This window comes from Pedobacter sp. TM02, from assembly GCF_059705275.1.
In genome coordinates, this window is record NZ_AP046530.1 from 3,746,951 (window position 1) to 3,769,680 (window position 22,730).

Annotated in this window: 24 protein-coding genes; 16 read left to right on the forward strand and 8 right to left on the reverse strand. The window is 44.5% G+C overall.

Annotated elements, in window-relative coordinates:
• Positions 1-7: 7 nt before the first annotated feature.
• On the reverse strand, positions 8-268 hold the full coding sequence (locus AC6H1S_RS16090) for an isoleucyl-tRNA synthetase (RefSeq protein ID WP_199140130.1): 261 nt from the start codon (positions 266-268) through the stop codon (positions 8-10).
• Positions 261-455, reverse strand: coding sequence for a hypothetical protein (locus tag AC6H1S_RS16095; RefSeq protein ID WP_497564270.1), 195 nt, complete (start codon positions 453-455; stop codon positions 261-263). The genes AC6H1S_RS16090 and AC6H1S_RS16095 overlap by 8 nt, the downstream gene beginning before the upstream one ends.
• Positions 456-534: 79 nt before the next feature.
• Between AC6H1S_RS16095 and ileS the strand changes: the two genes are divergently transcribed.
• From ileS to AC6H1S_RS16130, 7 genes are all read left to right on the forward strand, one after another.
• On the forward strand, positions 535-3,930 hold the full coding sequence (gene ileS / locus AC6H1S_RS16100) for an isoleucine--tRNA ligase (RefSeq protein WP_199140132.1): 3,396 nt from the start codon (positions 535-537) through the stop codon (positions 3,928-3,930).
• 90 nt (positions 3,931-4,020) lie between these two features.
• Positions 4,021-4,404: a TraR/DksA family transcriptional regulator gene (locus tag AC6H1S_RS16105; RefSeq protein ID WP_199140134.1), complete on the forward strand. Its 384-nt coding sequence runs from the start codon at positions 4,021-4,023 to the stop codon at positions 4,402-4,404.
• Positions 4,404-5,006: a lipoprotein signal peptidase gene (locus AC6H1S_RS16110; RefSeq protein ID WP_199140136.1), complete on the forward strand. Its 603-nt coding sequence runs from the start codon at positions 4,404-4,406 to the stop codon at positions 5,004-5,006. Before AC6H1S_RS16105 ends, AC6H1S_RS16110 begins: the two co-directional genes overlap by 1 nt.
• Before the next feature lie 98 nt (positions 5,007-5,104).
• A complete protein-coding gene (locus tag AC6H1S_RS16115; RefSeq protein ID WP_497564271.1) occupies positions 5,105-5,797 on the forward strand; it encodes a 3-keto-disaccharide hydrolase in 693 nt (230 codons plus the stop codon).
• A gap of 72 nt (positions 5,798-5,869) precedes the next feature.
• A complete protein-coding gene (locus AC6H1S_RS16120) occupies positions 5,870-6,403 on the forward strand; it encodes a GNAT family N-acetyltransferase (protein ID WP_497564272.1) in 534 nt (177 codons plus the stop codon).
• 215 nt (positions 6,404-6,618) lie between these two features.
• Positions 6,619-7,326, forward strand: a complete 708-nt coding sequence (locus AC6H1S_RS16125) for an SIMPL domain-containing protein (protein ID WP_199140142.1) — start codon at positions 6,619-6,621, stop codon at positions 7,324-7,326.
• A 168-nt stretch (positions 7,327-7,494) separates the two neighbouring features.
• Positions 7,495-7,806, forward strand: coding sequence for a hypothetical protein (locus tag AC6H1S_RS16130; RefSeq protein WP_199140144.1), 312 nt, complete (start codon positions 7,495-7,497; stop codon positions 7,804-7,806).
• 65 nt (positions 7,807-7,871) lie between these two features.
• Here the strand turns inward: AC6H1S_RS16130 and serS are convergent, their stop codons facing one another.
• Positions 7,872-9,143, reverse strand: a complete 1,272-nt coding sequence (serS, locus tag AC6H1S_RS16135; RefSeq protein ID WP_497564273.1) for a serine--tRNA ligase — start codon at positions 9,141-9,143, stop codon at positions 7,872-7,874.
• A gap of 103 nt (positions 9,144-9,246) precedes the next feature.
• Here serS and rsmI point away from each other — a divergent pair, with 103 nt between their 5' ends.
• The 5 genes from rsmI to lspA all read left to right on the forward strand — a co-directional run bounded on the left by rsmI (position 9,247) and on the right by lspA (position 13,501).
• Positions 9,247-9,966 carry a 16S rRNA (cytidine(1402)-2'-O)-methyltransferase gene (rsmI, locus tag AC6H1S_RS16140; RefSeq protein WP_497564274.1) on the forward strand — a complete coding sequence of 240 codons (720 nt, stop codon included), beginning with the start codon at positions 9,247-9,249 and terminating at the stop codon, positions 9,964-9,966.
• Positions 9,967-10,132: 166 nt separating this feature from the next.
• On the forward strand, positions 10,133-10,774 hold the full coding sequence (locus tag AC6H1S_RS16145; RefSeq protein ID WP_199140150.1) for a PH domain-containing protein: 642 nt from the start codon (positions 10,133-10,135) through the stop codon (positions 10,772-10,774).
• Between the two features lie 99 nt (positions 10,775-10,873).
• Positions 10,874-12,496 carry an apolipoprotein N-acyltransferase gene (gene lnt / locus AC6H1S_RS16150; RefSeq protein ID WP_497564275.1) on the forward strand — a complete coding sequence of 541 codons (1,623 nt, stop codon included), beginning with the start codon at positions 10,874-10,876 and terminating at the stop codon, positions 12,494-12,496.
• Positions 12,481-12,981 (forward strand): hypothetical protein, encoded by a 501-nt coding sequence (locus tag AC6H1S_RS16155; protein WP_497564276.1) that lies wholly within the window; start codon positions 12,481-12,483, stop codon positions 12,979-12,981. Before lnt ends, AC6H1S_RS16155 begins: the two co-directional genes overlap by 16 nt.
• A gap of 4 nt (positions 12,982-12,985) precedes the next feature.
• Positions 12,986-13,501, forward strand: coding sequence for a signal peptidase II (lspA, locus tag AC6H1S_RS16160; protein WP_497564277.1), 516 nt, complete (start codon positions 12,986-12,988; stop codon positions 13,499-13,501).
• 85 nt (positions 13,502-13,586) lie between these two features.
• On the opposite strand, the gene AC6H1S_RS16165 is transcribed toward lspA, so the two are convergent.
• Entirely contained in the window at positions 13,587-14,168 is a 582-nt protein-coding gene (locus tag AC6H1S_RS16165) for a DUF4136 domain-containing protein (RefSeq protein WP_199140157.1), read from the reverse strand.
• 178 nt (positions 14,169-14,346) lie between these two features.
• Here AC6H1S_RS16165 and AC6H1S_RS16170 point away from each other — a divergent pair, with 178 nt between their 5' ends.
• A complete protein-coding gene (locus AC6H1S_RS16170; protein WP_497564278.1) occupies positions 14,347-14,976 on the forward strand; it encodes a hypothetical protein in 630 nt (209 codons plus the stop codon).
• Positions 14,977-14,992: 16 nt separating this feature from the next.
• On the opposite strand, the gene AC6H1S_RS16175 is transcribed toward AC6H1S_RS16170, so the two are convergent.
• Together AC6H1S_RS16175 and AC6H1S_RS16180 are read right to left on the reverse strand one after the other, a co-directional pair.
• A complete protein-coding gene (locus AC6H1S_RS16175; RefSeq protein WP_497564279.1) occupies positions 14,993-16,633 on the reverse strand; it encodes an NAD+ synthase in 1,641 nt (546 codons plus the stop codon).
• A 58-nt stretch (positions 16,634-16,691) separates the two neighbouring features.
• Positions 16,692-17,366, reverse strand: a complete 675-nt coding sequence (locus tag AC6H1S_RS16180) for a porin family protein (protein ID WP_199140163.1) — start codon at positions 17,364-17,366, stop codon at positions 16,692-16,694.
• Positions 17,367-17,478: 112 nt separating this feature from the next.
• Between AC6H1S_RS16180 and gldB the strand changes: the two genes are divergently transcribed.
• From gldB to AC6H1S_RS16195, 3 genes are all read left to right on the forward strand, one after another.
• The gene (gene gldB, locus AC6H1S_RS16185) at positions 17,479-18,516 is read left to right on the forward strand and encodes a gliding motility lipoprotein GldB (RefSeq protein WP_497564280.1); all 1,038 of its coding nucleotides are present in this window, start codon (positions 17,479-17,481) and stop codon (positions 18,514-18,516) included.
• An 87-nt stretch (positions 18,517-18,603) separates the two neighbouring features.
• Entirely contained in the window at positions 18,604-19,389 is a 786-nt protein-coding gene (locus AC6H1S_RS16190) for a patatin-like phospholipase family protein (protein ID WP_199140167.1), read from the forward strand.
• A gap of 145 nt (positions 19,390-19,534) precedes the next feature.
• Positions 19,535-20,692, forward strand: a complete 1,158-nt coding sequence (locus AC6H1S_RS16195) for a hypothetical protein (RefSeq protein ID WP_497564281.1) — start codon at positions 19,535-19,537, stop codon at positions 20,690-20,692.
• A 1-nt stretch (position 20,693) separates the two neighbouring features.
• Here AC6H1S_RS16195 and AC6H1S_RS16200 read toward each other — a convergent pair whose 3' ends face one another.
• Both AC6H1S_RS16200 and gcvT read right to left on the reverse strand, forming a co-directional pair.
• Positions 20,694-21,410: a 2-phosphosulfolactate phosphatase gene (locus tag AC6H1S_RS16200; protein WP_497564282.1), complete on the reverse strand. Its 717-nt coding sequence runs from the start codon at positions 21,408-21,410 to the stop codon at positions 20,694-20,696.
• An 82-nt stretch (positions 21,411-21,492) separates the two neighbouring features.
• Positions 21,493-22,572, reverse strand: coding sequence for a glycine cleavage system aminomethyltransferase GcvT (gene gcvT / locus AC6H1S_RS16205; protein ID WP_199137148.1), 1,080 nt, complete (start codon positions 22,570-22,572; stop codon positions 21,493-21,495).
• Positions 22,573-22,730 lie beyond the last annotated feature (158 nt).

Here is a 22,730-nt window from a genome sequence, read left to right on the forward strand (position 1 = left end):
GTTAAAATCAATGTACTTCTTCGCTTTCAAGAGGCTCGGCACTCACGGGTTTTAACTCTACGCTTTTGCCATCCTTATCGGCTTTTTTTGCAAAAATTATCGGATAAAGAAACAGGAAGGCACCCAAAATCAAAAGCAAACCCGATGCACCCAGTACAATACCGCTACCTGCTATCTTGTTGCTGCTCATTACCTGTGCTGCAATTAATGCCACAATGCCAAGCAAAATGGCATATACCGCTTTTTGTAGTTTTAAAACCTTAATCATGACCTGGCGTTTTAGACTTTCGTTGTTTAATGATGCTTATAATAACAAAAATCAACCCAATAAGTTCTAAAAGCATTGCAAAAGTCATCAGCAGCGCCCTATGGCCAGTACCCAACAAAACGGCAACCGGCATCAGCACAACCGCAGCCAACATGCAAACCAATCCGATTTTTAACAATTTATCCATAAAACTCTTTGCACAAAACTACCATAATTCATTCTAAAACTGTAGCTTTGCATCCTTAATTTTTGGAGATACTTGATTGATGTATAGGGAATTTAAACAATTAGAACTAGCGAAAATAGGTAAAGAGATACTCGAATTTTGGAAAGCGGAAAACATCTTTGAAAAAAGCATAAGCACCCGTTCAAAAGCCAAACCATTCACCTTCTACGAAGGCCCGCCTTCGGCCAATGGCATGCCCGGCATTCACCATGTGATGGCCCGTGCCATAAAGGATATCTTTTGCCGCTACAAAACCCTAAAAGGATATCAGGTAAAACGCAAAGGCGGATGGGATACCCATGGCCTGCCTATCGAGCTGGCCGTTGAGAAAAAACTCGGCATTACCAAAGACGATATCGGCAAAAAAATCTCTGTCGAAGCCTACAACTCGGCCTGTAAGGAAGAGGTGATGCGCTATACCGACGTTTGGAATGACCTAACCGAAAAAATGGGCTATTGGGTCGACCTTCAAAACCCGTACGTTACTTACCACAACGAATATATCGAAACGCTTTGGTGGATCTTAAAGCAGTTTTACAACAAAGGCCTGCTTTACAAAGGCTATACCATCCAGCCCTACTCGCCTGCTGCCGGCACCGGCTTAAGTTCGCACGAACTGAACCAGCCGGGCACCTACCGCGATGTAAGCGACACTACCATTGTAGCCCAATTCAAGGCTATTGCTTCTTCCCTGCCTGCTTTCTTGAACAGCTACGGCGAAGTAAGTTTCCTGGCCTGGACCACCACGCCTTGGACCTTGCCTAGTAATACTGCGCTAACCGTAGGCCCGAAAATCGACTATGTTTTGGTGAAGACCTTTAACCAATACACCTTCGAACCCGTTCAGGTGATCTTGGCCAAGGCCTTGGTGGGCAAACAGTTTGCAGGCAAATATTTCTTGGCCGAAAGCGATGCCGACTTTGCCAATTACAAGGCCGAAGACAAGAAAATACCTTATACGGTTCTGGCCGAGTTTGTAGGTGCCGATTTAGTGGGCATCAAATACGAACAATTGTTACCTTGGGCTACGCCTTACCAAAACCCAGAAAATGCCTTTAGGGTAATCAGTGGCGATTTCGTAACCACCGAAGATGGTACCGGTATTGTACACACCGCCCCTACTTTTGGCGCCGACGATGCGCGCGTGGCCAAATTGGCTACCCCAGAAGTACCACCGATGTTGGTGTTAGACGAAAAGGGCAACCCTGTTCCGTTGGTAGACCTGCACGGCCAGTTTATTGCCAGCCTCAAAGGTGGCTTAGGCGGCAAATACGTGAAAAACGAATACTACAACGATGGCGAAGCGCCAGAGAAATCTGTTGACGTAGAAATCGCCATCTTGCTTAAAGAAGAAAACAAAGCCTTTAAGGTGGAGAAATATGTACACAGCTATCCGCATTGCTGGCGTACCGACAAACCCGTGCTCTATTATCCTTTAGACAGCTGGTTTATCAAAACTACCGACCTCAAAGAAAAGATGGCCGAGCTGAACAAAACCATCAACTGGAAACCTGAAGCCACCGGCACTGGCCGTTTTGGCAACTGGCTGGAAAATTTGGTCGACTGGAATCTTTCGCGTTCGCGCTACTGGGGTACGCCGCTACCAATCTGGCGCACAGCCGATGGTACGGAAGAAAAATGCATCGGCTCGATCGCAGAACTGAACGCCGAAATTGCAAAAGCAGTTGAAGCAGGATTGATGCCTGCGGGATTTGAATTGAAAGACATGCACCGCCCGTATGTCGACGATGTCATCCTGGTATCGGCCAAAGGCGAAAAAATGGTACGCGAACTTGACCTGATCGATGTGTGGTTCGACAGTGGCGCCATGCCTTATGCGCAGTGGCACTTCCCATTCGAAAACAAGGAAGAATTCGAAAACGCATACCCTGCCGATTTCATTGCCGAGGGCGTTGACCAAACCCGTGGCTGGTTCTTTACCCTGCACGCCATTGCGGTTATGCTAAGCGAAAGCAGCGACGAAATCAAAGCCATCAACAAAATGGTGAACAATCCGGGTATCGCGTTCAAAAACGTAGTATCCAACGGATTGGTATTGGACAAAAACGGCAACAAAATGTCTAAACGTTTGGGCAATGCCGTCGATCCTTTCAGCACCATCGATACCTACAGCGCCGATGCTACCCGCTGGTACATGATCAGCAATGCCTCGCCTTGGGACAACCTGAAATTTAACATCGAAGGATTGGATGAAGTACGCCGCAAATTTTTCGGCACCCTGTACAACACCTATTCTTTCTTTGCCTTATATGCCAATATCGACAAATTCGAAATCAACCTCGACCAACAAACGCCTATCGCGCAGCGCAGCGAGCTTGACCGTTGGATCTTGTCGCTATTGCAAACCTTGATTGCCGAAGTTGACGAAAGCTACAACAGCTACGAGCCTACCAAAGCCGCGCGTGCCATCCAAACTTTTGTTGACGAGCACCTGAGCAACTGGTATATCCGCTTGTCGCGTCGCCGTTTCTGGAAAGGCGAAATGACCGAAGATAAAAAAGCAGCTTATGAAACCTTGTATACCTGCTTGATGAGCGTATCGCAAATGATGTCGCCTATTGCGCCTTTCTTTGCCGATTGGCTGTATGGTAACCTTACTGCGGCCAACCCAAGTCAGCACGTTGCCAAATCGGTGCACTTAACCATCTGGAACGAAGTTGACAGCACTTTGATCGACTACGATCTGAACGAGCGCATGGAACTGGCGCAAAACATCTCGTCAATGGTCTTGTCGTTGCGCAAGAAAATGGGCATCAACGTACGCCAGCCACTGGCCAAGGTATTGATTCCGGTATTGGACGACAATTTCCAGGTGAAAGTAGAATTGGTGAAAGACCTCATCCTTTCGGAAACCAACATCAAGGAAGTAGACTTCATCAAAGACACTGCCGGCTTCATCAAGAAAAAAGTTAAGCCTAACTTCAAGGCCTTAGGGGCCAAAGTAGGCAAAGACATGAAACTGGTAACCGAAGCGATTACCAGCCTCTCGCAGGAAGAACTGGCCCAATTTGAAAAAGAAGGCTCAATTGCCATCAGCAATACCCCATACGTTATTCTCCTTTCAGATGTTGAAATCATTGCCGAAGACATTCCGGGATGGCAGGTAACCAATATGGGCAACCTGACGGTGGCCTTGGATGTCAGCATCACCAATGAACTGAAACAAGAAGGATTATCGCGTGAGTTAATTAATCGCATCCAGAATTTAAGAAAAGAACTAAATTTTGAAGTTACCGACCGAATTAACGTAAGTTTACAAAATGCGCCGATCATTGCCGAAGCCGTACAGCAGAACAAGGCCTATATTTGCGCAGAAATCCTCGCGGATGAAATTAAATGGCTAGAAAACGTAGACGAAGGAAACAAAATCGTAATCGAAGATGTTGAGTTACAAATTTTGATTACTAAACAATAATAGAATATGGAACCATCCTCAACCGGCCTTTAAAAATGGCAACCCACGGTTAATGATGGTTCCACTACCATTAAAATTAAGTTAGACCAAATGGAAAAAACTGAGAAAACACGCTATTCAGATAGCGAACTACAAGAGTTTAAAGAGCTGATCCTTGAGAAACTAAAAAGTTCAAGGGAGGAGTTGCTTTCGTTGACTTCCTCGTTGAGCAATCCGAATTCAAATGGTACTGAAGATACTTCTGGCGCTTACAAAACGCTAGAAGATGGTTCTGCGACTTTAGAAAAAGAGCAGATTAACCAATTGGCAGCCCGCCAGAAAAAATTTATTGACAACCTGGAGGCCGCATTGGTGCGCATAGAAAACAAAACCTATGGCATTTGCCGCGAAACCGGGAAACTGATCCAAAAAGAACGTCTGCGTGCGGTGCCGCATGCTACGCTAAGCATGGAAGCTAAATTGAAGCAGGGTTAATGAAAGGCTACACAAAACCATTAATTGTCATCTTGTTGGTATTAATTGCCGACCAGGCGCTTAAAACGTGGATTAAAACCCACATGTACCTGCAACAAGAATATAAGATCATTGGCAACTGGTTCATTATCCACTTTACCGAAAACAACGGCATGGCCTTTGGCCTCGAGTTTGGTGGCGAATTTGGCAAACTGGCGCTTTCTATTTTCAGGATTATTGCCGTTGCCGGAATTGGCTATGGCCTGCATTACCTTATTAAACGCAAGTATCATCGTGGCCTGATCATGAACGTAGCCCTGATTTTTGCCGGAGCGCTGGGCAACATCATCGATTCGGTGTTTTATGGCGTGATCTACAAATACGAAAGCCTTTTTCATGGCCGTGTGGTAGATATGCTTTATTTCCCGATATTAAGGGGCACATTCCCATCATGGCTACCCGTTTGGGGAGGCGAGCCTTTCGAGTTCTTCCGTCCGGTATTTAACCTGGCCGATGCTTCTATTTCGATCGGAGTAATTGCCATCCTGCTGTTCCAGAAAAGATATTTCAAGGAAGAAATCAGGGATGAGATTGGCATTAACAACGAAAGTGTTGAAGATTAATCGATAGCTGTTTAAAAAAGCATTAAAGCCATCTGGAAAACCAGGTGGCTTTTTTAGTTTTAGTTAATTATATTTGAAAGAAAACCAACATCAGCCTTATGAAAAAAACCGCCTTACGCCTTATGCTATGCTGCGCCACCTTGGCACTTTCAATCCCTGCATTCGCGCAAAAAAGCCTATTCGACGGAAAATCGCTTGCCGGCTGGCATGCCGACGTTCCCGAAATGGACAAAAATCCCAATGCCAGAAATCCCTTCATAGTAAGAGACGGCAACCTGGTTAGCCTTGGCACACCTGGCGGACATTTGATTACCGATAAGGTTTACCAAAACTATCGCTTAGAAGTAGAATACCGTTTTGCGGGCAAACCCGGCAATTGTGGCGTATTGGTTCACGCCTCTACCCCGCGTGCCTTGTACGGCATGTTTCCCAAATCGCTGGAAGTGCAGATGCAGCACCTTGATGCCGGCGATTTTTGGTGTATAGAAGAAGACATTACCGTACCCGATATGGAAACCCGCCGCGGGCCCAAAGAAAACTGGGGCGTTAACGGCAATAAGCTGCGCCGCATTAAAAACCTGACCGATGGCAGCGAGAAACCGGTTGGCGAATGGAACAAAATGGTAATCGAGTGCTACAAAAACTCGGTAAAGGTTTGGGTAAATGGCGACTTGGTAAACGAAGGCACCAATTGCACGGCCGATAAGGGCCAAATTGCCCTGCAAGCCGAGGGCTCGGAAGTAGAATTCAGGAAACTGGAACTTACGCCCATCAAAAAATTGAGCAAATAATTCCGTATTGCGAAGGGCATATTGCCACAAGGCATTCGGTAACAGTATCTATTAATATTTTAAAACATCATAATGAGTTTTAACCTGCAGCCTACTTCGTTAGCAAGCGACCTGATCAGACTCGTTCCACTAAAGGAAGAAGACTTTGAAGCGCTCTACGAAGTAGCCTCAGATCCGCTGATTTGGGAACAGCACCCCAACAAAGACCGCTACAAACGCGAGGTTTTCCAGAACTTTTTTCAAGGCTCCCTACAGTCGGAAGGAGCCTTTATCGTTTACGAGCAGGCAAGCGGCAAGGTGGTAGGCAGTTCGAGGTTTTACGACTATGACGAGGCCAATAGCTGTATTACCGTTGGCTACACCTTTATTGGTCGCGAGTATTGGGGCAAAGGCCATAACAAAGCCTTAAAAAAGCTCATGTTCAACTATGCCTTTCAATTTGTAGATCATATTATCCTGCACATTGGCGCCACCAATTTCCGTTCGCAAAAAGCCATCGAAAAATTGGGTGCGGAGAAAATAGACGAAATTGAAGTGGCCTATTATGGCGAACCTGTCAAGCTGAATTTTGTCTATCAGGTTGCCCAAAAAGACTGGGCTATTTAACAAGTTATAGCAGGTTTACCTACACCAATTCCGCATCAAAAACGACCTAATTTCAATTTACTTCTAAGGAAGAATTGAAATTTATTTAAAATATAATACACTGACAGTCTAACAATTACAACAAAAGTTGAATAAAATTTAATTTTTGGCTGTGGAATTGTGGCCCCGTTGACATCTTACTTACAAACACACGAAAATTATAAATGATACACCACATGAAAAAATTAGTAGCCCTAGCCTTTGTTGCCTTATTCAGTATGAGTGCCATGGCGCAGCAAGTAGACCTGAGAAGAAAAATCAATGTAAGCGGATCGGCCGAAGCCGAAGTAACGCCAGATATCATCTATATCGGCATTTCGCTGAAAGAATATCTTAAAGACAACAACAGCAAAAAAAGAGTAGACATTACCGAGTTGGAAAACCAGCTTTACAATGCCGTACTCAAAGCCGGAATTTCGAAAGAAGATTTGATGATCAACAACATCTCAAGCTTTAACTACGCTACCGAGAAAAAGAAAAACCCTGATTTTTTGGCCAGCAAACAATACCGTTTAAAAGTAAGCGATTTGAACAAATGGAACGAAATTATTGGCGCGGTTGATCCTAAAGGCGTGGCTTATACCAATATTGAAAGCTACGACTACTCTAAAATCGAGAGTTTGAAAAAAGAACTGAAAATCAAAGCCCTTCAAGCTGCCAAAGCCAAAGCAGCCTATATGGTTGAGGCCTTGGGCGAAAAACTGGGTGGCGTAATCGATATCCAGGAAATCAACAACGAAGCCTATCCGCAACCTATGTACAGAGCCAATGCAATGATGATGAAAGCCGAAAGTGCCGATGCCATGGGTGGCGCACCTGTTGACCTCGATTTCAAAAAAATCAAGCTCAACTACCAGGTAAATACCGTATTCGAAATCAAATAATGCCTGTTTAAGTATACAACTTTTAGGAGAGCAGTCGTTATTCAATTAAAAAAACAGGCTTTTTAACCTAGAATAGGCATATTTTAAAAAAAAGAAAAACCTACCAATCAATATGGTAGGTTTTTTGTTATATAGCAGATACAATTTAACCTTTAATTTTAATCGCATATGAAAAAGATCATTTACGCACTAATGCTTGTCTTTGTTTTGGGAGTTAGTGCAAATACGGTTTCGGCCAGCGAAAACAACAAGCCGAAAACAGAACTGACTGCTGAACAAAAAGCACAGTTGGACAAAATTGTAAACCGTGTAGAAGAGATCCGTAAAATGGACAAATCCAACCTAACCAGGGCGGAGAAAAAAGCACTGAGAAAAGAGCTGAGGGAAATGAAAGAGCAAGCCCGAGTGCTTGATCGTGGGGTTTATCTTTCGGTAGGTGCCATTATCATCATTATTTTGCTATTGATTATTATTCTATAAGCACTTACTAGCAACAAAAAAAGCCTCCAGATTTGCTGGAGGCTTTTTTTGTTGGTTTTTGTCTATTAATCGATCTTATCGAAACCGGTATATTTTCTCAAAACTTCCGGAATAACAATCCCGTCTTCGGTTTGATAATTCTCCAAAATAGAAGCTACAATGCGTGGCAAGGCAAGCGCGCTTCCGTTAAGGGTATGCGCCAACTGTGTTTTGCCTTCTTTGCCTTTAAAACGCAATTTTAAACGATTGCTTTGATAAGTTTCAAAGTTAGAAACCGAAGATACCTCCAACCAGCGTTGCTGGGCTGCACTCCATACTTCCATATCATAGGTCATGGCCGAGGTAAAGCCCATATCGCCGCCACAGAGGCGCAATACGCGGTAGTGCAATCCCAATTCCTGCAAAAGCGACTGTACGTATTTGCTCATATCTTCAAGCGTTTCGTAAGATTTGTCGGGATGCGTAATCTGTACCACCTCAACCTTATCAAATTGGTGCAACCTGTTCAGTCCACGCACGTGTGCACCATAAGAACCCGCCTCTCTTCTAAAGCAAGGGGTATAACCTGTATTTTTGATCGGAAGGTCTTCTTCCTTCAGGATCACATCGCGGTACAAATTGGTAACTGGCACCTCAGCGGTCGGGATCAAGAAAAGGTTGTCTACTCCTACATGGTACATCTGGCCCTCCTTATCAGGCAACTGTCCGGTACCAAAGCCAGAAGCTTCGTTTACCAAATGAGGCACCTGCATTTCCCTGTAGCCTGCGGCTGTAGCGTGGTCTAAAAAGAAATTGATCAAGGCACGTTGCAACCTGGCACCTTTGCCCTTGTATACCGGAAAACCGGCACCCGTTATTTTCACGCCCAATTCAAAATCTATGATATCGTATTTGGCAGCCAGTTCCCAATGTGGCAGGGCTTTGACAGGCAGTTGAGCCGGTTCGCCATGAACCAAAACCACCTCGTTATCTTCGGCTGTTGATCCAGTTTTTACCAAATGGTAAGGCAGGTTGGGCAACTGCACCAATAAATTAAACTGATGGGCTTCTAGCTCGGCCAGCTTATCGCCAAGGTTTTTGATGGTTTCCTTATGCGAAGCCGTTTGCGTTTTAACAGCTTCGGCTTCATCTTTCTTGCCGGCACGCATCAACTCGCCAATCTGCTTGGCCGCAGCGTTTGCCTCTGCCGCAATGCTATCCAACGAAGTTTGAGTTTGGCGACGCTCTTCATCAATGGAGATGATTTGGTCTACCAATTCGGGTTGTTTAAAATTGCGAACGCTAAGTCGCTCTAAAACTTTCTCTCTATTTTCGCGGATATAGTTAACTTGCAGCATTATTTAATTTTTTTACAAAGATAAGATTGAATTACGAATTACGACTGCCGATTTAAGATTTTTAATGGCCAGGCGTAAATCCTTCCATCTAAAATCGTAAATCATGAGTGGCAAACTATTCCTCGTACCCACGCCCATTGGCAATTTAGAAGACATGACTTTCAGGGCCATCCGGGTTTTAAAGGAAGTAGACTTAATTTTGGCCGAAGATACCCGGACCAGTGCTCCTATGCTCAAGCATTTCGGCATTGATAAAAAAGTATATTCGCACCATCAGCATAACGAACACAAGGCTACCTCCGAAATTATCAAGTTTCTGAGCCAGGGGCAAAATGTGGCCCTCATTTCTGACGCAGGAACGCCGGCCATTTCCGATCCGGGATTTTTCCTGGTAAGAGAAGCCCTCAAAAACGAGATAGAGGTAAATTGTTTGCCGGGCGCTACGGCTTTTGTGCCGGCCTTGGTTAATTCGGGCCTGCCCAGCGACCAATTTGTATTTGAAGGCTTTTTACCCGTAAAAAAGGGGCGCCAAACCCGGTTAAAGCTGCTGGCACAAGAAGAACGTACCATGATTTTTTATGAAAGTCCGCACCGCCTACTCAAAACCCTCGCCGAATTTGCCGAGTACCTGGGCGACGACAGGCAGGCATCGGTAAGTCGCGAGCTGACCAAAATGTATGAGGAAACTGTTCGCGGCGCTTTAAGCGAAATCAAATCGCATTTTGAGCACAATGTACTTAAAGGCGAATTTGTGGTGTGTGTTGCGGGCAAGCCCAGCATAAAAGCCAAAAACAAATACGAAGACAACAACCCGGACGATTAGCCGTTTCAAAATAGCGACAGCTAAAGAAAACCACCCAAATAAATTCACATTTCAAACATCATATTTTAAAAGTAGAATCCGTAATTTGTGTGGCGGAAATAATAAGGACCCCATAACTTTAAGGGCTACCAAATATCTAAAACAACAAATAATCAACAGCATAATAATGATTGCAATAGATAGATTTTTAAGCGACGAACAAGATCCAAAGGCAGTAGAAAAGGTAATTGGCAAGCTCAATGACCTGCTTACCAGCGGCGAAGAGATTTTATACCTGGCCGTACAGAAAAAACCGGCTGTAAACTTGCTGCCCGATAGCATTGCCATTAGCAACAAACGCATTTTTTACTGCGAGCCCGGCAATTTGGGCCTGACCATGAACTTTAAGGATATTTCCTGGAAAAACGTAAAGGAAGTTTCGTTTAAGGAAGAGTTTTTTGGCTCGAAATTTATCTGCGTACCGCAGCATGGCGAAAACATTGTAACAGAGTTTATTCCAAAGGTACAGGCCCGAAAGCTGCACCAGGCTGCCAACGAGCAGCTAGAGCAGTATAAGGAAATGTTGAGGCAACAACTGTTGGAAGAAAACAGGGCATCGGCTTCAACGGTAACTATTCCGTCGACACCTCAAGCCCAAACAATTGAATTGCCTATCGAAGAAGCAGTAGTTATTCCGCCTCCGCAAATCGAGGAGCCGGAAGACGAAACAACCTTGAAACTGAGAAAGCTGAAAACGCTTTACGACAAACAGTTGATTACCCAAGAAGAATACGAAAGCAAGAAATCGGCTATTTTAGATAGTTTATAGTATGCGTTATGGCGACCCCGAACCCGTTTCGGAAGAAGCAATCGCCCAACAAAAACCGTTGCGTTGCCGTGCTATTGGCCATAACGAAACCAACAACTCATGAAATTAAACAAAAACTATCTGCTGGCTTTGTGCAGCTCGTTTCTCCTGTGGCTGGCTTGGCCTCCGCATACCTGGTTTGCGCCTTTGCTGCTCATCGGCTTGGTGCCTTTAATGGTTGCCATAGACCGCATGAGGCTGCAACAGGCTCCCAAAACCGGCCGGCGCATCTTTTTAACTGCAGGGCTGGCCTTTCTAACTTGGAACACGGCCTGCATTTACTGGGTTTTTAACGCCATTAGCGCATTCAATACCGGATTTACGGGAACCATAGTCTCTTTCTTGGTTTCGCTCATCCCCTACGGCTTGGGCGCCCTGCTCATGACCTTTGCCTTTTGGCTCTATTACCGTTTAAGGCTAAGGGTAAATGCCTGGGTTGGCTACCTCGGACTGATTTGCTTTTACATCGCCATGGAATACCTCCACGAAAGTTGGGACCTTGCCTTTCCGTGGATGACCCTGGGCAACGGCTTTGCCGGCATGCACCAATTGGCCCAATGGTACGAGTACACCGGCGTTTACGGCGGTTCGCTGTGGATTTTATTGAGCAACATTTTGGCTTTCGAGGCTTACAGAAGCTGGAAATCGACCGAAGAGAAAGCCTTAAAGCCCGCTTTGATTTGGCTGGCTGTAGTGGTGCTGCCCATTGGCTTTTCATGGTACACCTACAACAGCTACCAAGAAAAAAAATTACCAGTAAATGTAGTAACGGTACAGCCTAATATTGATCCCTACCAAAAATACGAGAGCATTTCGGCCAATGAACAACTTCGCATCCTGACCCGTTTATCAGATTCGGTGGCGCAAGTAAATACCGAATATTTCATCTGGCCCGAAACGGCCATTCCCAACTATACAGACGAAGATCGGGTTCGTGCCAATCCCGATTTTTTGGCTACCCAACAATTTTTAAACAAATACAAAAACGGCACGCTCATTACCGGTATCGAAAGCGTAAAATGGTACGACACTAAAAAAACCATTTCGGCCCAAGAAAGCTCAAATGGCATGTATTATGATCATTTCAACTCGGCCATGCAGGTAGAAAACTCGGCTGAGGTAGCGTTTTACCATAAATCGAAACTGGTTCCCGGCGCCGAAAAAATGCCTTTCCCTAAAGTATTTTCCTTCCTCACTCCGGTTTTTGCCGGGCTGGGTGGCAGCGTATCGAGCTGGGGATGGCAAGACGAGCCCGAAGTCTTTTACTCGTACAGTGGTATCGGCGTTGCGCCGGTTATCTGCTACGAATCGATCTGGGGCAGCTGGGTGGGCAAATCGGTTAAAAACGGCGCCCAGTTTATTGCCGTAATTACCAACGATGGCTGGTGGGGCAACACCTCGGGCAAAGACCAGCACATGCTCTACGCCAAATTAAGGGCCATCGAAACCCGTCGCTGGGTAGTCAGATCGGCTAATACCGGCATTTCGGGTTTTATTAACCAAAGAGGCGATGTGGTTAAAAAATCAACCTGGTGGACCAGAACCGCCATCAAAGCCGACATCAACCTTAACGATACCTTAACGCCCTATGTTAAAAGCGGAGACCTGATTGCACAAATAGCAGCGGTTATGGGCTTCATCCTTGCACTTCTAATTCCTTTCAAAAAATGGGTAAAAAAATAGTCTTATTGGCGCTCTTGGTTTGCGCCCAACTAGCCGGCCATGCGCAAGCTTATTTAAACAGCCTCTACAAACAGGCTAATGAGATGGCAAAGGCCACCTTAAAAGAAGATTACCTAAGCCTGATGAAGTATACACATCCTAGCGTGGTGAAAGCCATGGGTGGCGAGCAAAAGGCCGCAGCCACCTTAAAAGAAGGCATGCAAAAAATGAAAAATGGCAATTTGAAGTTTAAAAACATGACTACCGGCAAAGCGGCCCAATGCATTACCACCAAAAACAGCATTCAGTGTGTAGTGCCACAAGAGGTAGACGTAAGCTTTGGAACACAAGCCGTTCATACGGCTGGCCATTTATTTTGTATTTCTTACGACAGTGGCAAGAAATGGTATTTTTTTAATGCCAACAATACGGCCAGCGTACAAAAATTTCTGCCCGAAATAGATAAAAAAATCGTTATTCCAGAAGCAAAAGTTACCTATAAGTAAAACAATGCCACAAAGAAAAAACTTGAAATGGATACTGCTCCTGTTGCTAGTTGCCCTCAATGTGGGTTGCGATCAGGTTTCGAAAAACATCGTAAGGCAGCGCATCGAATATGGCGAAACCATCAGTTTGGTTAAAAACTATTTTATTTTAACCAAAGTAGAGAATACGGGTGCATTTTTAAGTGCCGGCAACGAACTGCCAACCCCCATCCGTTTTGCCTTGCTTACGCTTTTGCCCTTGGCCGTTTTGGGTTACGGACTTTATTATTTGACAGCCAAGAAAGATTTGCCCAAAATGATGCAAATCGGGCTGTCTTTTCTGATTGGTGGCGGCATCGGCAATGTATACGACCGTATATTGCATGGTTCGGTAACCGATTTTATGCACATGGATTTCGTGATTTTCAGGACAGGCGTATTTAATGTGGCCGACCTATCGATCATGACCGGCATAGCCATTCTTTTGATCCACTCGCTCAAGCATAAAGTGGCAAAGCCTGCCAATACTTCTTCTCATTAATCTTTAGTTAGCCATTGATCAACAGGCTATATCAATTGGATCACAAGACTTGCGAAGTTTCTAAAACTTCGCAAGTGTATCTAGCTTAAGGCAGTTTCTTAAAGATATTGGCAACTACCGTAGGAATATCGTTGATGGCTTTTTGAGGATCGTTCACCTCGCCTTCGGCCCAGCCTCTCCAAATGAGTTTAGAGCTTTTGCGTTCGATAATGTCTATCATGATGCTGCCGGCCTTCACCTGCATTTTTCTCGCCCTGCTGCCTACATAAACCGGAAAAGGATCGGTATAGGCATAATAATAAACAGCTCTGCCTCGGTAATAGCCTACCCTTGGCGAAAGTCGTGGCGGCGGATTGTAATACATAGGCTCCTCGTAAACCTTGGTTTCTTTATTCACCACTGCCGTATATTTAATTAACAAATCAGGGTTGTTGTTATTGAGCGTCAATCCTCTTTTGTTGAGCTCCTCGCTCGCTGCATCTACAATTTTATCCGTTGCGATATCATTATCGTAAGTTGACGAAGCTTTAGACCTCGATTCGGGCAACCAGGCATAGGTTCGGTATTTGGCCGAATTGACAGGTTTATTGCTTACCGAATAATAATCGTAGCTCGAGCACGAGGCCAAACCGACCATCATGCCCAAGAAAACCAATATTCTTTTCATCTTCTGCATTGTTTAAATCCTTAACTAAGACCTATCGGCCTGCCTCAAGGTTTAACTAGAACAGTTCAGCAAATGCATAGTTTGAAGTTTATCAAGCTTTTTAGGCAGGATTTGACTTTGGGGCAGCAAGCTCCAACATTAGCATATTTTTTATACTTTAGCGTAAACCTACCTATTGATGAAAAACTTATCCCCGCTCCTTGTACTGTTGCTGTGCTTATCGGGCTGCATCGAATTTTCTATTGGCAAACACGAGCAAAAAGCTGTTTTGCCCTCTAAAACCCAAGCCATAAAATCGGGAGACTCTTCAATCAACATCAAGATTGCCGATTCGGGAGCTACCTTTGAAATCAAAACCAGTCAAGGCACTCTAACCACCAAAATTGGAGAGGCAAGCGCCAGCGAGCAACGAGAACTGGCTCAAATTGCCCATTTTGATGAAGACGTACTAGCACGCAGAGCCGCTACAGCCAAGCTTAGCCAACAAAAAGACATTGCACATATTGCCCATTTAGACGAAGACTCTTTGGTGCGACGCATTGCAACTGCTAAGTTGACCCTGCAGAAGGACTTGGCGCAAATTGCCTTTTTTGACGAAGATGCGCTTGTAAGAAGAATTGCCACGGCAAAACTCATGAGCCAGAAAGATCTTTTCCGTGTAGCCAGTTTTGATAGCGATACCTTAGCCAGAAAAATAGCCGTTGGAAAAATAATCAACAAAGACAACCTACGCCACATCATGGCTTTGGATGATAATGAAGCGATTGTTCAGTTGGCCAAACAAAGGCTGTTGGCCATCACGCCTTAGACCTGCCCGATTACTACTAATCCATATACTTGCCTACAATCGGCATGCGGCGCCCCATGCCAAAAGCCTTCGGCGATACCCTTAGAATAGGGGGTGTTTGGTAGCGTTTAAACTCGGCCAGGTTTACCATTTTGAGTATGCGCCTAACCAAAGTTTCATCAAAACCTTGTGCAATAATGGCCTGCGATCCCTTTTGCATTTCGATATGCTGAAATAAAATTTGATCTAAGATTCCATAATCAGGCAGCGAGTCGGAATCTTTTTGGTCGGGTCTCAATTCTGCCGATGGCGGCTTAACAATGGTATTTTCCGGAATAATTTCGCCATCCTTGTTGATATAGCGGGCCAGTTCGAAAATCTGCGTTTTGTAAACATCGCCAATCACGCCAATTGCTCCACACATATCGCCGTACAAAGTGCCATAACCTACGGCACACTCGCTTTTGTTGGAAGTATTGAGCAATACGTAACCAAACTTGTTCGACATGGCCATCAGCACAATGCCCCTGCAACGCGCCTGGATATTCTCTTCGGTAAGGTTAAAAGGCATGCCTGCAAACGGCTTGGCCAACATGCTGTCGAAAGCATCAGCAGCTTGCTTAATTTCAATAAGCTCGTGTTTGCAACCTATATTGTTCACCAGGTCGAGCGCATCCTTAACCGAATGGTCTGACGAATATTTAGACGGCATTAAAACCGCCATTACGTTTTCTGGCCCCAAGGCGCGACAGGCCAGGGCGCACACTACCGCCGAGTCAATTCCACCTGAAAGGCCTAAAACCGCTTTTTTAAAGCCCGACTTCCAGAAATAATCCTGAATGCCCATCACCAGTGCATCGTGTATCTGCATGATATCGCTTGCCCGTTCTGGCTGTGGATACTTGTTTTTTACCTGTTGGATTTCTTCGAGGTCGAAAACCTGCAGGTCTTGCTCAAAATATTTCATTTCGGCCTTTACGGTTCCCGTTTCGTCGAAAACCAGCGAGCCTCCATCAAAAATAATTTCGGTTTGCGCACCAACCTGGTTTACATAAAACAAAGGCAACTGGTATTTTTTGGCATTATCGGCCAATATTTGGATGCGGTCTTCGTCGTGACGGTAATTGAAGGGCGAAGCCGCGATATTCAGCATCAAGTCAGGCGATTCCTTAATCAGTTCGTCCATTGGACAAGAAACGTACAAGGGATTGTCGTTAATGTTCCAAAGATCTTCGCAAATGGTCAGCGCTATTTTCTTGCCTTTAAATTCGATACATTCAAACTTGGTATTCGGTTCAAAGTAGCGGTACTCGTCAAACACATCATAAGTAGGCAACAAAGCTTTCCTCACCACAGCTTTAACCTTTCCATTTTCGATAAAATAAGCCGCGTTGTACAGGTCTTTTCCGGCCAACACTTCGTTTTTAATCGGCAAGCCTACCACGCAGGCAATAGCTGTGCAATGAACAGCAATTTCTTGCGCAGCCTTTTCGCACAGGGCTACAAAATCTTCAAATTCCAAAAAATCGCGGGGAGGATAGCCACAAATGGCCAGCTCGGCAAATACCACCAGATCAGCTCCCTTACTTTTGGCCAAGGCAATATGTTCGATAATTTTTCGGGTATTCTGTTCAAAATTGCCAATATGATAATTCAGTTGTGCCAGTGCTATTTTCATTTCTTGGGTTTAGTATGGATGTGCGTATTGAGATGTGAGATGTGAGACAGACTGAATACTAGAAGAACACGCCTAGGTTAACGCCAACATAATGGTTCCTTACCGAATTATCGCCATAAGAAATTACATTGGTAAAGCCGTTGTTCAGGGTCAGGCCCATCATCAGGCTGGTTTTACCATCAAGGTCAAACTCTGCGCCACCGCCAATAATCAATCCCGCACGGTAAAAATGGGTCCAGTCTTTAATGTTTTTATCATTTGCTATCCCTGTTCCGCTCGTTTCTGCATTTTGTTTGGCGCCGATCCTAAAGTCGTTTGACAGGCCGAACTGCCCATACCAGCGCAAATCGCCAATTTTGGCAGTCTTCAGTTTTACGGTTAAAGGTACTTCGATGTATTGCATTTTATATTTCAAATCGTACGCTACCGGATTGCTGGTGCTTACCGACTGATGGTAAGGCATGGCATTGATTTCTGTGGTTTTGCCATTGATGGTGGTAATAGTGATGCCTGTAGCAAAGCTGTAGTTCTCGGCAAAGTTAAAATCGCCCATCAGGCCATAAGAAAAGCCTAGGCTTAAGCCATTTCCCTTGCCGTTCTCGGCTTTCATAAAGCCAAAAGTAGGATGTGCGGTTAAACCCAGCCTGAAGCCATAATAAGGCGAGGCATATTGCTGTGCGTTCAAGTTAAGTGCAAAAAGTGCGAATAGAATTGCGAGTACGATTTTTTTCATTTGTGCTTAATTTACTTTGATCAAATGGAAGCCCTTCCCATTTTTGCCGTTTTTGCACGGCGATTTGAAAAATGATGAGGTTTCCTGTAATTTGGGAGTTATATTTGTTTTAATGAGCTATAACGTAAAATACCTTCAAATCTATCTATTTTTTCTGTGTACGATTGCATTTTTTTCATGCAAAACGAGCAATAGGCCCGATGTAAGCCACATGAAGCTGGCTATAAAAATACAACGTTTTGACCAAGATCTTTACCAAGGCAAAAATAAAGACGTTCAGCAGACAGATACTATGCTCCAAAAAAAATACGGTTACTTTTATGACGATTTTGTGCGCCGGATGGTGGGCAATCCAGACATGAAGGGTACAGAAGTACTAAACATTCTGTACAAAGACCAGGCCTATACCGACCTGAACAAAGAAGTAGACAGCGTTTTCCCCAATTTAAAGGCTACCGAAAAAGAGCTGACCCAAACCTTCAAATACATCAAATATTATTATCCAAAAACTAAAGTGCCTCGCTTTATAGGCTTTTTATCGGGTTTTTCTTATCAAATTCCGCTGGGCGACGATTATATGGGCATTGGCCTAGATATGTTTCTGGGCAAAAACAGCAAATTTTATGGCGCACTGATCGAAAGCATTCCGCTGTACCAATCGAGGCGTTTTGAACCCGCCTACATTGTGCCCCGGGTGACCGAGGTTTTTGCCCACGAAGAACTTTTTAAGGAACGCGACAACGACCAGAACCTATTGGCCAAAATGATTTACAATGGCAAAATCCTTTATTTTATGGATCAGGTATTGCCAGAAACTACGCCTGATTCGGTGAAAATAGGCTACAGTACCCAGCAAATGAACTGGAGCCAGCAGTACGAAGGCAATGTTTGGGGCTATTTGCTCCAAAACAACCTGCTTTTTGAAAGCGACTATCAAAAGATACAGGTTTATATAAGCGATGGACCTTTTACACCGGGCTTGGGCGAAAAAAGATCGGCTGCACCTAAATTGGGCGTATGGATTGGCTGGCAGATCGTAAAGAAATATATGGCCGAAAATCCGGAAGTTACCCTGCAGCAGCTTATGGCCGAACCCGACCCGCAAAAAATCCTGTCGAAATCGAAATACAAACCGAAGGAGAACCAGTAAACCAATGGTTTTCGGTTCTCAACAAAGAGGCAACATGGAAGAGGTAAGGCCAAACTTTACAACTTTCAAACATTTGAACAATTAAACATGAAAATAGGCATAGTTTTATCTGGCGGAGGCATTAGAGGCATCGCACATTTGGGCATTCTTAAAGCTTTTATGAATGTCGGCATCCACTTTAGCATGGTTAGCGGCACCAGTGCAGGCTCTATTGCAGGTGCTTTTTATGCCGCCGGAATAGATCCCGAAGAAGGATTGAACATCTTTATCAAGACCAAGCTATTGCGTTTTATACGTCCGGCTATTGGTTCTCTGGGCCTCATCAACATTGAAAACACGGCCGAAATGCTGAAAGAGTATTTCCCGCACGACAGGATAGAGGAACTTAAAATCCCGCTCACCATTTGTGCCACTAATTTTAGCGAAGGCGTAGCCACTTATTTTACCGAGGGCCCGCTGATTAAAGCGATACAGGCCTCAAGTTGCATCCCAGGGATTTTCAGGCCGATTATGATAGACAACCAGATGTATGTAGATGGGGGCATTCTCAATAATTTTCCGGTAGAACCCTTGCTCAACCACTGCGATTACATCATTGGCTCATCGTGCAACCACTTAAAGCCGGTAGAAAAGATCACCAAAATTACGCAACTGATGCAAAGGGCAGGCATCATGTCGATCAATCACGACATGGAAGTGAAAGCGAAGTACTGCGACCTTTTGATCGAACCCAAAGGCATGGGCGAAATCAATACTTTCGACATGAAAAAGGCGGAAAGCATTTATTGGGTTGCCCACGAAGAAGCCCTAAAGGCCATTAAACAGAGTGAACTGATCCAAGAACTGATAGCACAACAGAAAAATGGTCAATGACATTGGCACTAAAACCTTTAAGAGCAGACTCAAAAGTTGGCATTTAGCCATGATCTTCAGTCTTTTTTTGATTGTTTTTGGACTGGCATCCGTGGTATTTTCATTGGACAAAATACCAGCTCTTTTGCTATTGGCGACATTAATCGTGAGTTTTTTTATAGCCACTTTTATAACCAGAGCCGACACCACCTTGAGCACAGCTGACGGTTTTCTCCATATCCATCAGTATTGCAGATCATTAAACATCACCCATCAATTTGAAATTCCGCTAAGCAATATCAGGGGCTTTGCCATTAACGAAGTGACTAGGGGAAGCCGAGCCTTGTTCATTTACCTTAACGATTTTGATTACCACAAATTTCCGTTGGTCAGTTTCGACGAAGAAATGGGACTAGCAACCTTTCTAAGAAAGTTGGCAAAGGAAATCCACAGCAGTTCAAACCCGCTTTTTCCAACCTTTGGTTCGGCTTATGTGTTTGCCTTGAAGAGGACTGGCATTTTTGTATTGCTTTACTTGACCATAGCCTTGCCAATTTATAAATATGCCATCGACCATGCTTTATCGGATGGTTATTTGTTCTTTGGAACGATAGCCTTATCAATACCAATCTGGTGGTTTATCGTACGTCAGCCGGTTAAGCGCCACTATTTTAGACATGGGGCTTTTTTTTGGCTGAGCAATCTTTTTATTTACCTGTCGGTACTGTTGCTTATTCCGATAAAAAATGAAGCCACTAGCTATTTCTCCAAGCCTGTTCATTTAGCGCAACCATCGCAGCTATTTGCCAAGGCACCAAGCATATTCTACACCTTTGACCAGACCAGCTTTGGCCCAGACAGTGTTTTGATTGATGATTACGAAATTGGAAACAGCAGCAGCAAAAGCCGAATTTTTCCGGTAAACCATTACTTTGTTACGCCGTTGGGCAATGGCGAGCCCATCAGAAGAAATGGTGTATATGATTTATGGCTTGTTAAAAAGTATAGGCAAAAAATTGAGAAGTCTAATTCCTACGACGCTCAGCAAACACTGATCCACGAGTTTCATCAGGAGACGGAAAAACAATTTATGGCCATCTTTAATGAAAACCCCGTTTTCTATAAAGCCGAGTTTAACAACCGGGATATTTACCGCTTAATCAGTTCCAGCTTAAATTTTAATCGCCACACCGTGATATTGGAGCCTCATTGGGAAAGCCTAGCAAGCTATAGAAAAGAAATATTGGGGGGCATGCTTTTAGCTATTGCCGGAATTATAGGAGCCAACCTACTCGGTTGCATTTTTATTGCTATTAACCGCTAGGTTAATGGTCAAGCTTAACCAGCTTCTCGCCCACCAGTACTGGAATGGCCTTGCAAAGATCGGTCTTCAGGCAAAACTGCACATCTTCCTCTATATTGAGCTGGGCCAAACGGTGGCTGTGCGATGATTTATGCAGGTAGGTACGCAAATCGTCCTTGGCCATCAGGTACATGTCTTCGGCTACTACGCAGGCATCGTCAAAATGTACAAAATCCTGACGCAGTTTGTTCACAACCGCTCCGGCAAACAGGGTGTCTTCGAGGTTAAATTTATCTTTCCAGCCGGCACAAAGCAACAATACATCTTTGTCTTGTGCTTTTAACCAGGTTGTTAATGCTGTTAGGTTAAGAAATGAACCTACCACCACCTGATGCGCGCGCGCATGGGCTAGGTGCATGGCCTTGGTGCCATTCGTCGTGGTGAGCACTATGGTTTTGCCCGCCACTTTGGCGGCGGTGTAAGAAAACGGCGAATTGCCGAAATCATAGCCAGTTACCACTTCTCCATTCCTTTCGGCGGCCAGCAGGTAGCCTTTATTGGCGTAGGCCAAGCAATCTTCAACCTGCGCAACCGGAATAATGGCTTCGGCCCCGTTGTCAATGCCATAGGTAATAGATGAGGTTGCCCTTAAAATATCAATGACGACCACAATGCTCTTTTCAATATCGTAAAGATGGAGCAAGGCAGGCGTAAGGCAAACTTCTATGGTTCTTGACATTGAGTGAGACGTGGGTATTGAGATGTGAGATTTGAGACAATTTGCCAAGGCACCGTCAAATCTCACATCTAGGGTTCAAATCTTATTTATAAAATGGGAACTTAACAACTTTAGCTTTGATTTTGCTGTTTCTGATATCGATAAAGATTTCAGTGCCTTCTTTGGCCAGCTCTTTATTCACGTAGCCCATGCCAATGGCTTTTTGCAATGATGGCGACTGCGTTCCGGAAGTAACCTTGCCAATTACGTTGCCTAAAGCATCAACAATCGGGTAGTCGTGGCGCGGAATACCACGGTCTATCATTTCGAAACCAATCAGTTTACGTTGCACACCGGCTTCCTTTTGGGCCAGCAAGGCTTCCGAATTGGTAAATGGTTTGGTAAACTTGGTAATCCAGCCCAAACCTGCCTCAATTGGCGAAGTGGTATCGTCAATGTCATTGCCATACAAACAGAAACCCATTTCTAAACGCAAAGTATCGCGCGCGCCCAAACCAATCGGCTTCATACCGTAAGCTGCACCCGCCTCAAAAATGGCGTTCCAGATCTTGTCGGCATATTGGTTTTCGAAATAAATCTCAAAGCCGCCAGCACCAGTATAACCAGTAGCCGAAACCAGTACATTATCCACACCGGCAAAAGTGCCTTTTTTAAAGCTGTAATATTCCATCGAAGCCAAATCAATGTCGGTTAGGCTTTGCAAAGCATCGGCGGCTTTAGGGCCTTGGATAGCCAAAAGCGATGTTTGGTCAGAAATATTGTGCATCTCTACATCGGCCGTATTGTATTTTTGGATCCAGTTCCAATCTTTCTCAATATTAGACGCGTTAACAACCAACATATAGGTTTTCTCATCGATACGGTAAACCAACAAATCGTCAACAATGCCACCTTCTGTATTAGGCAGGCAAGAATACTGCACTTTGCCATCGTACAATTTAGAGGCATCGTTGCTGGTTACCCGTTGGATCAGGTCTAAAGCATTTTCGCCTTTGAGGATAAACTCGCCCATATGGCTCACGTCGAAAACGCCAACGGCGCTTCTAACGGTAGCGTGTTCGGCATTTATTCCTTCGTATTGCACGGGCATATTGTAGCCTGCAAACGGTACCATTTTGGCACCTAATGAGATATGTTTTTCGGTTAACGCGGTATTTTTCATCTAAACTGTTATGATTTTTGATATTTGGTGGCCAAAAATACTAAGAAAAGTGCAATGTTTTGAGGCGAAATGATAATAAGAGCATTCTTCTTTCCGAGATTGGAACCAATTTGCGCCATGGTTCCCAAAAACTGGTTTTTAAGCTACATCAATTGCCT

Coding starts and splice junctions, on each gene's coding strand:
- AC6H1S_RS16090 (WP_199140130.1), bottom strand. CDS start 268: ATGATTAAGGTTTTAAAACTACAAAAAGCGGTATATGCCATTTTGCTT.
- AC6H1S_RS16095 (WP_497564270.1), bottom strand. CDS start 455: ATGGATAAATTGTTAAAAATCGGATTGGTTTGCATGTTGGCTGCGGTT.
- ileS (WP_199140132.1), top strand. CDS start 535: ATGTATAGGGAATTTAAACAATTAGAACTAGCGAAAATAGGTAAAGAG.
- AC6H1S_RS16105 (WP_199140134.1), top strand. CDS start 4,021: ATGGAAAAAACTGAGAAAACACGCTATTCAGATAGCGAACTACAAGAG.
- AC6H1S_RS16110 (WP_199140136.1), top strand. CDS start 4,404: ATGAAAGGCTACACAAAACCATTAATTGTCATCTTGTTGGTATTAATT.
- AC6H1S_RS16115 (WP_497564271.1), top strand. CDS start 5,105: ATGAAAAAAACCGCCTTACGCCTTATGCTATGCTGCGCCACCTTGGCA.
- AC6H1S_RS16120 (WP_497564272.1), top strand. CDS start 5,870: ATGAGTTTTAACCTGCAGCCTACTTCGTTAGCAAGCGACCTGATCAGA.
- AC6H1S_RS16125 (WP_199140142.1), top strand. CDS start 6,619: ATGAAAAAATTAGTAGCCCTAGCCTTTGTTGCCTTATTCAGTATGAGT.
- AC6H1S_RS16130 (WP_199140144.1), top strand. CDS start 7,495: ATGAAAAAGATCATTTACGCACTAATGCTTGTCTTTGTTTTGGGAGTT.
- serS (WP_497564273.1), bottom strand. CDS start 9,143: ATGCTGCAAGTTAACTATATCCGCGAAAATAGAGAGAAAGTTTTAGAG.
- rsmI (WP_497564274.1), top strand. CDS start 9,247: ATGAGTGGCAAACTATTCCTCGTACCCACGCCCATTGGCAATTTAGAA.
- AC6H1S_RS16145 (WP_199140150.1), top strand. CDS start 10,133: ATGATTGCAATAGATAGATTTTTAAGCGACGAACAAGATCCAAAGGCA.
- lnt (WP_497564275.1), top strand. CDS start 10,874: ATGAAATTAAACAAAAACTATCTGCTGGCTTTGTGCAGCTCGTTTCTC.
- AC6H1S_RS16155 (WP_497564276.1), top strand. CDS start 12,481: ATGGGTAAAAAAATAGTCTTATTGGCGCTCTTGGTTTGCGCCCAACTA.
- lspA (WP_497564277.1), top strand. CDS start 12,986: ATGCCACAAAGAAAAAACTTGAAATGGATACTGCTCCTGTTGCTAGTT.
- AC6H1S_RS16165 (WP_199140157.1), bottom strand. CDS start 14,168: ATGAAAAGAATATTGGTTTTCTTGGGCATGATGGTCGGTTTGGCCTCG.
- AC6H1S_RS16170 (WP_497564278.1), top strand. CDS start 14,347: ATGAAAAACTTATCCCCGCTCCTTGTACTGTTGCTGTGCTTATCGGGC.
- AC6H1S_RS16175 (WP_497564279.1), bottom strand. CDS start 16,633: ATGAAAATAGCACTGGCACAACTGAATTATCATATTGGCAATTTTGAA.
- AC6H1S_RS16180 (WP_199140163.1), bottom strand. CDS start 17,366: ATGAAAAAAATCGTACTCGCAATTCTATTCGCACTTTTTGCACTTAAC.
- gldB (WP_497564280.1), top strand. CDS start 17,479: ATGAGCTATAACGTAAAATACCTTCAAATCTATCTATTTTTTCTGTGT.
- AC6H1S_RS16190 (WP_199140167.1), top strand. CDS start 18,604: ATGAAAATAGGCATAGTTTTATCTGGCGGAGGCATTAGAGGCATCGCA.
- AC6H1S_RS16200 (WP_497564282.1), bottom strand. CDS start 21,410: ATGTCAAGAACCATAGAAGTTTGCCTTACGCCTGCCTTGCTCCATCTT.
- gcvT (WP_199137148.1), bottom strand. CDS start 22,572: ATGAAAAATACCGCGTTAACCGAAAAACATATCTCATTAGGTGCCAAA.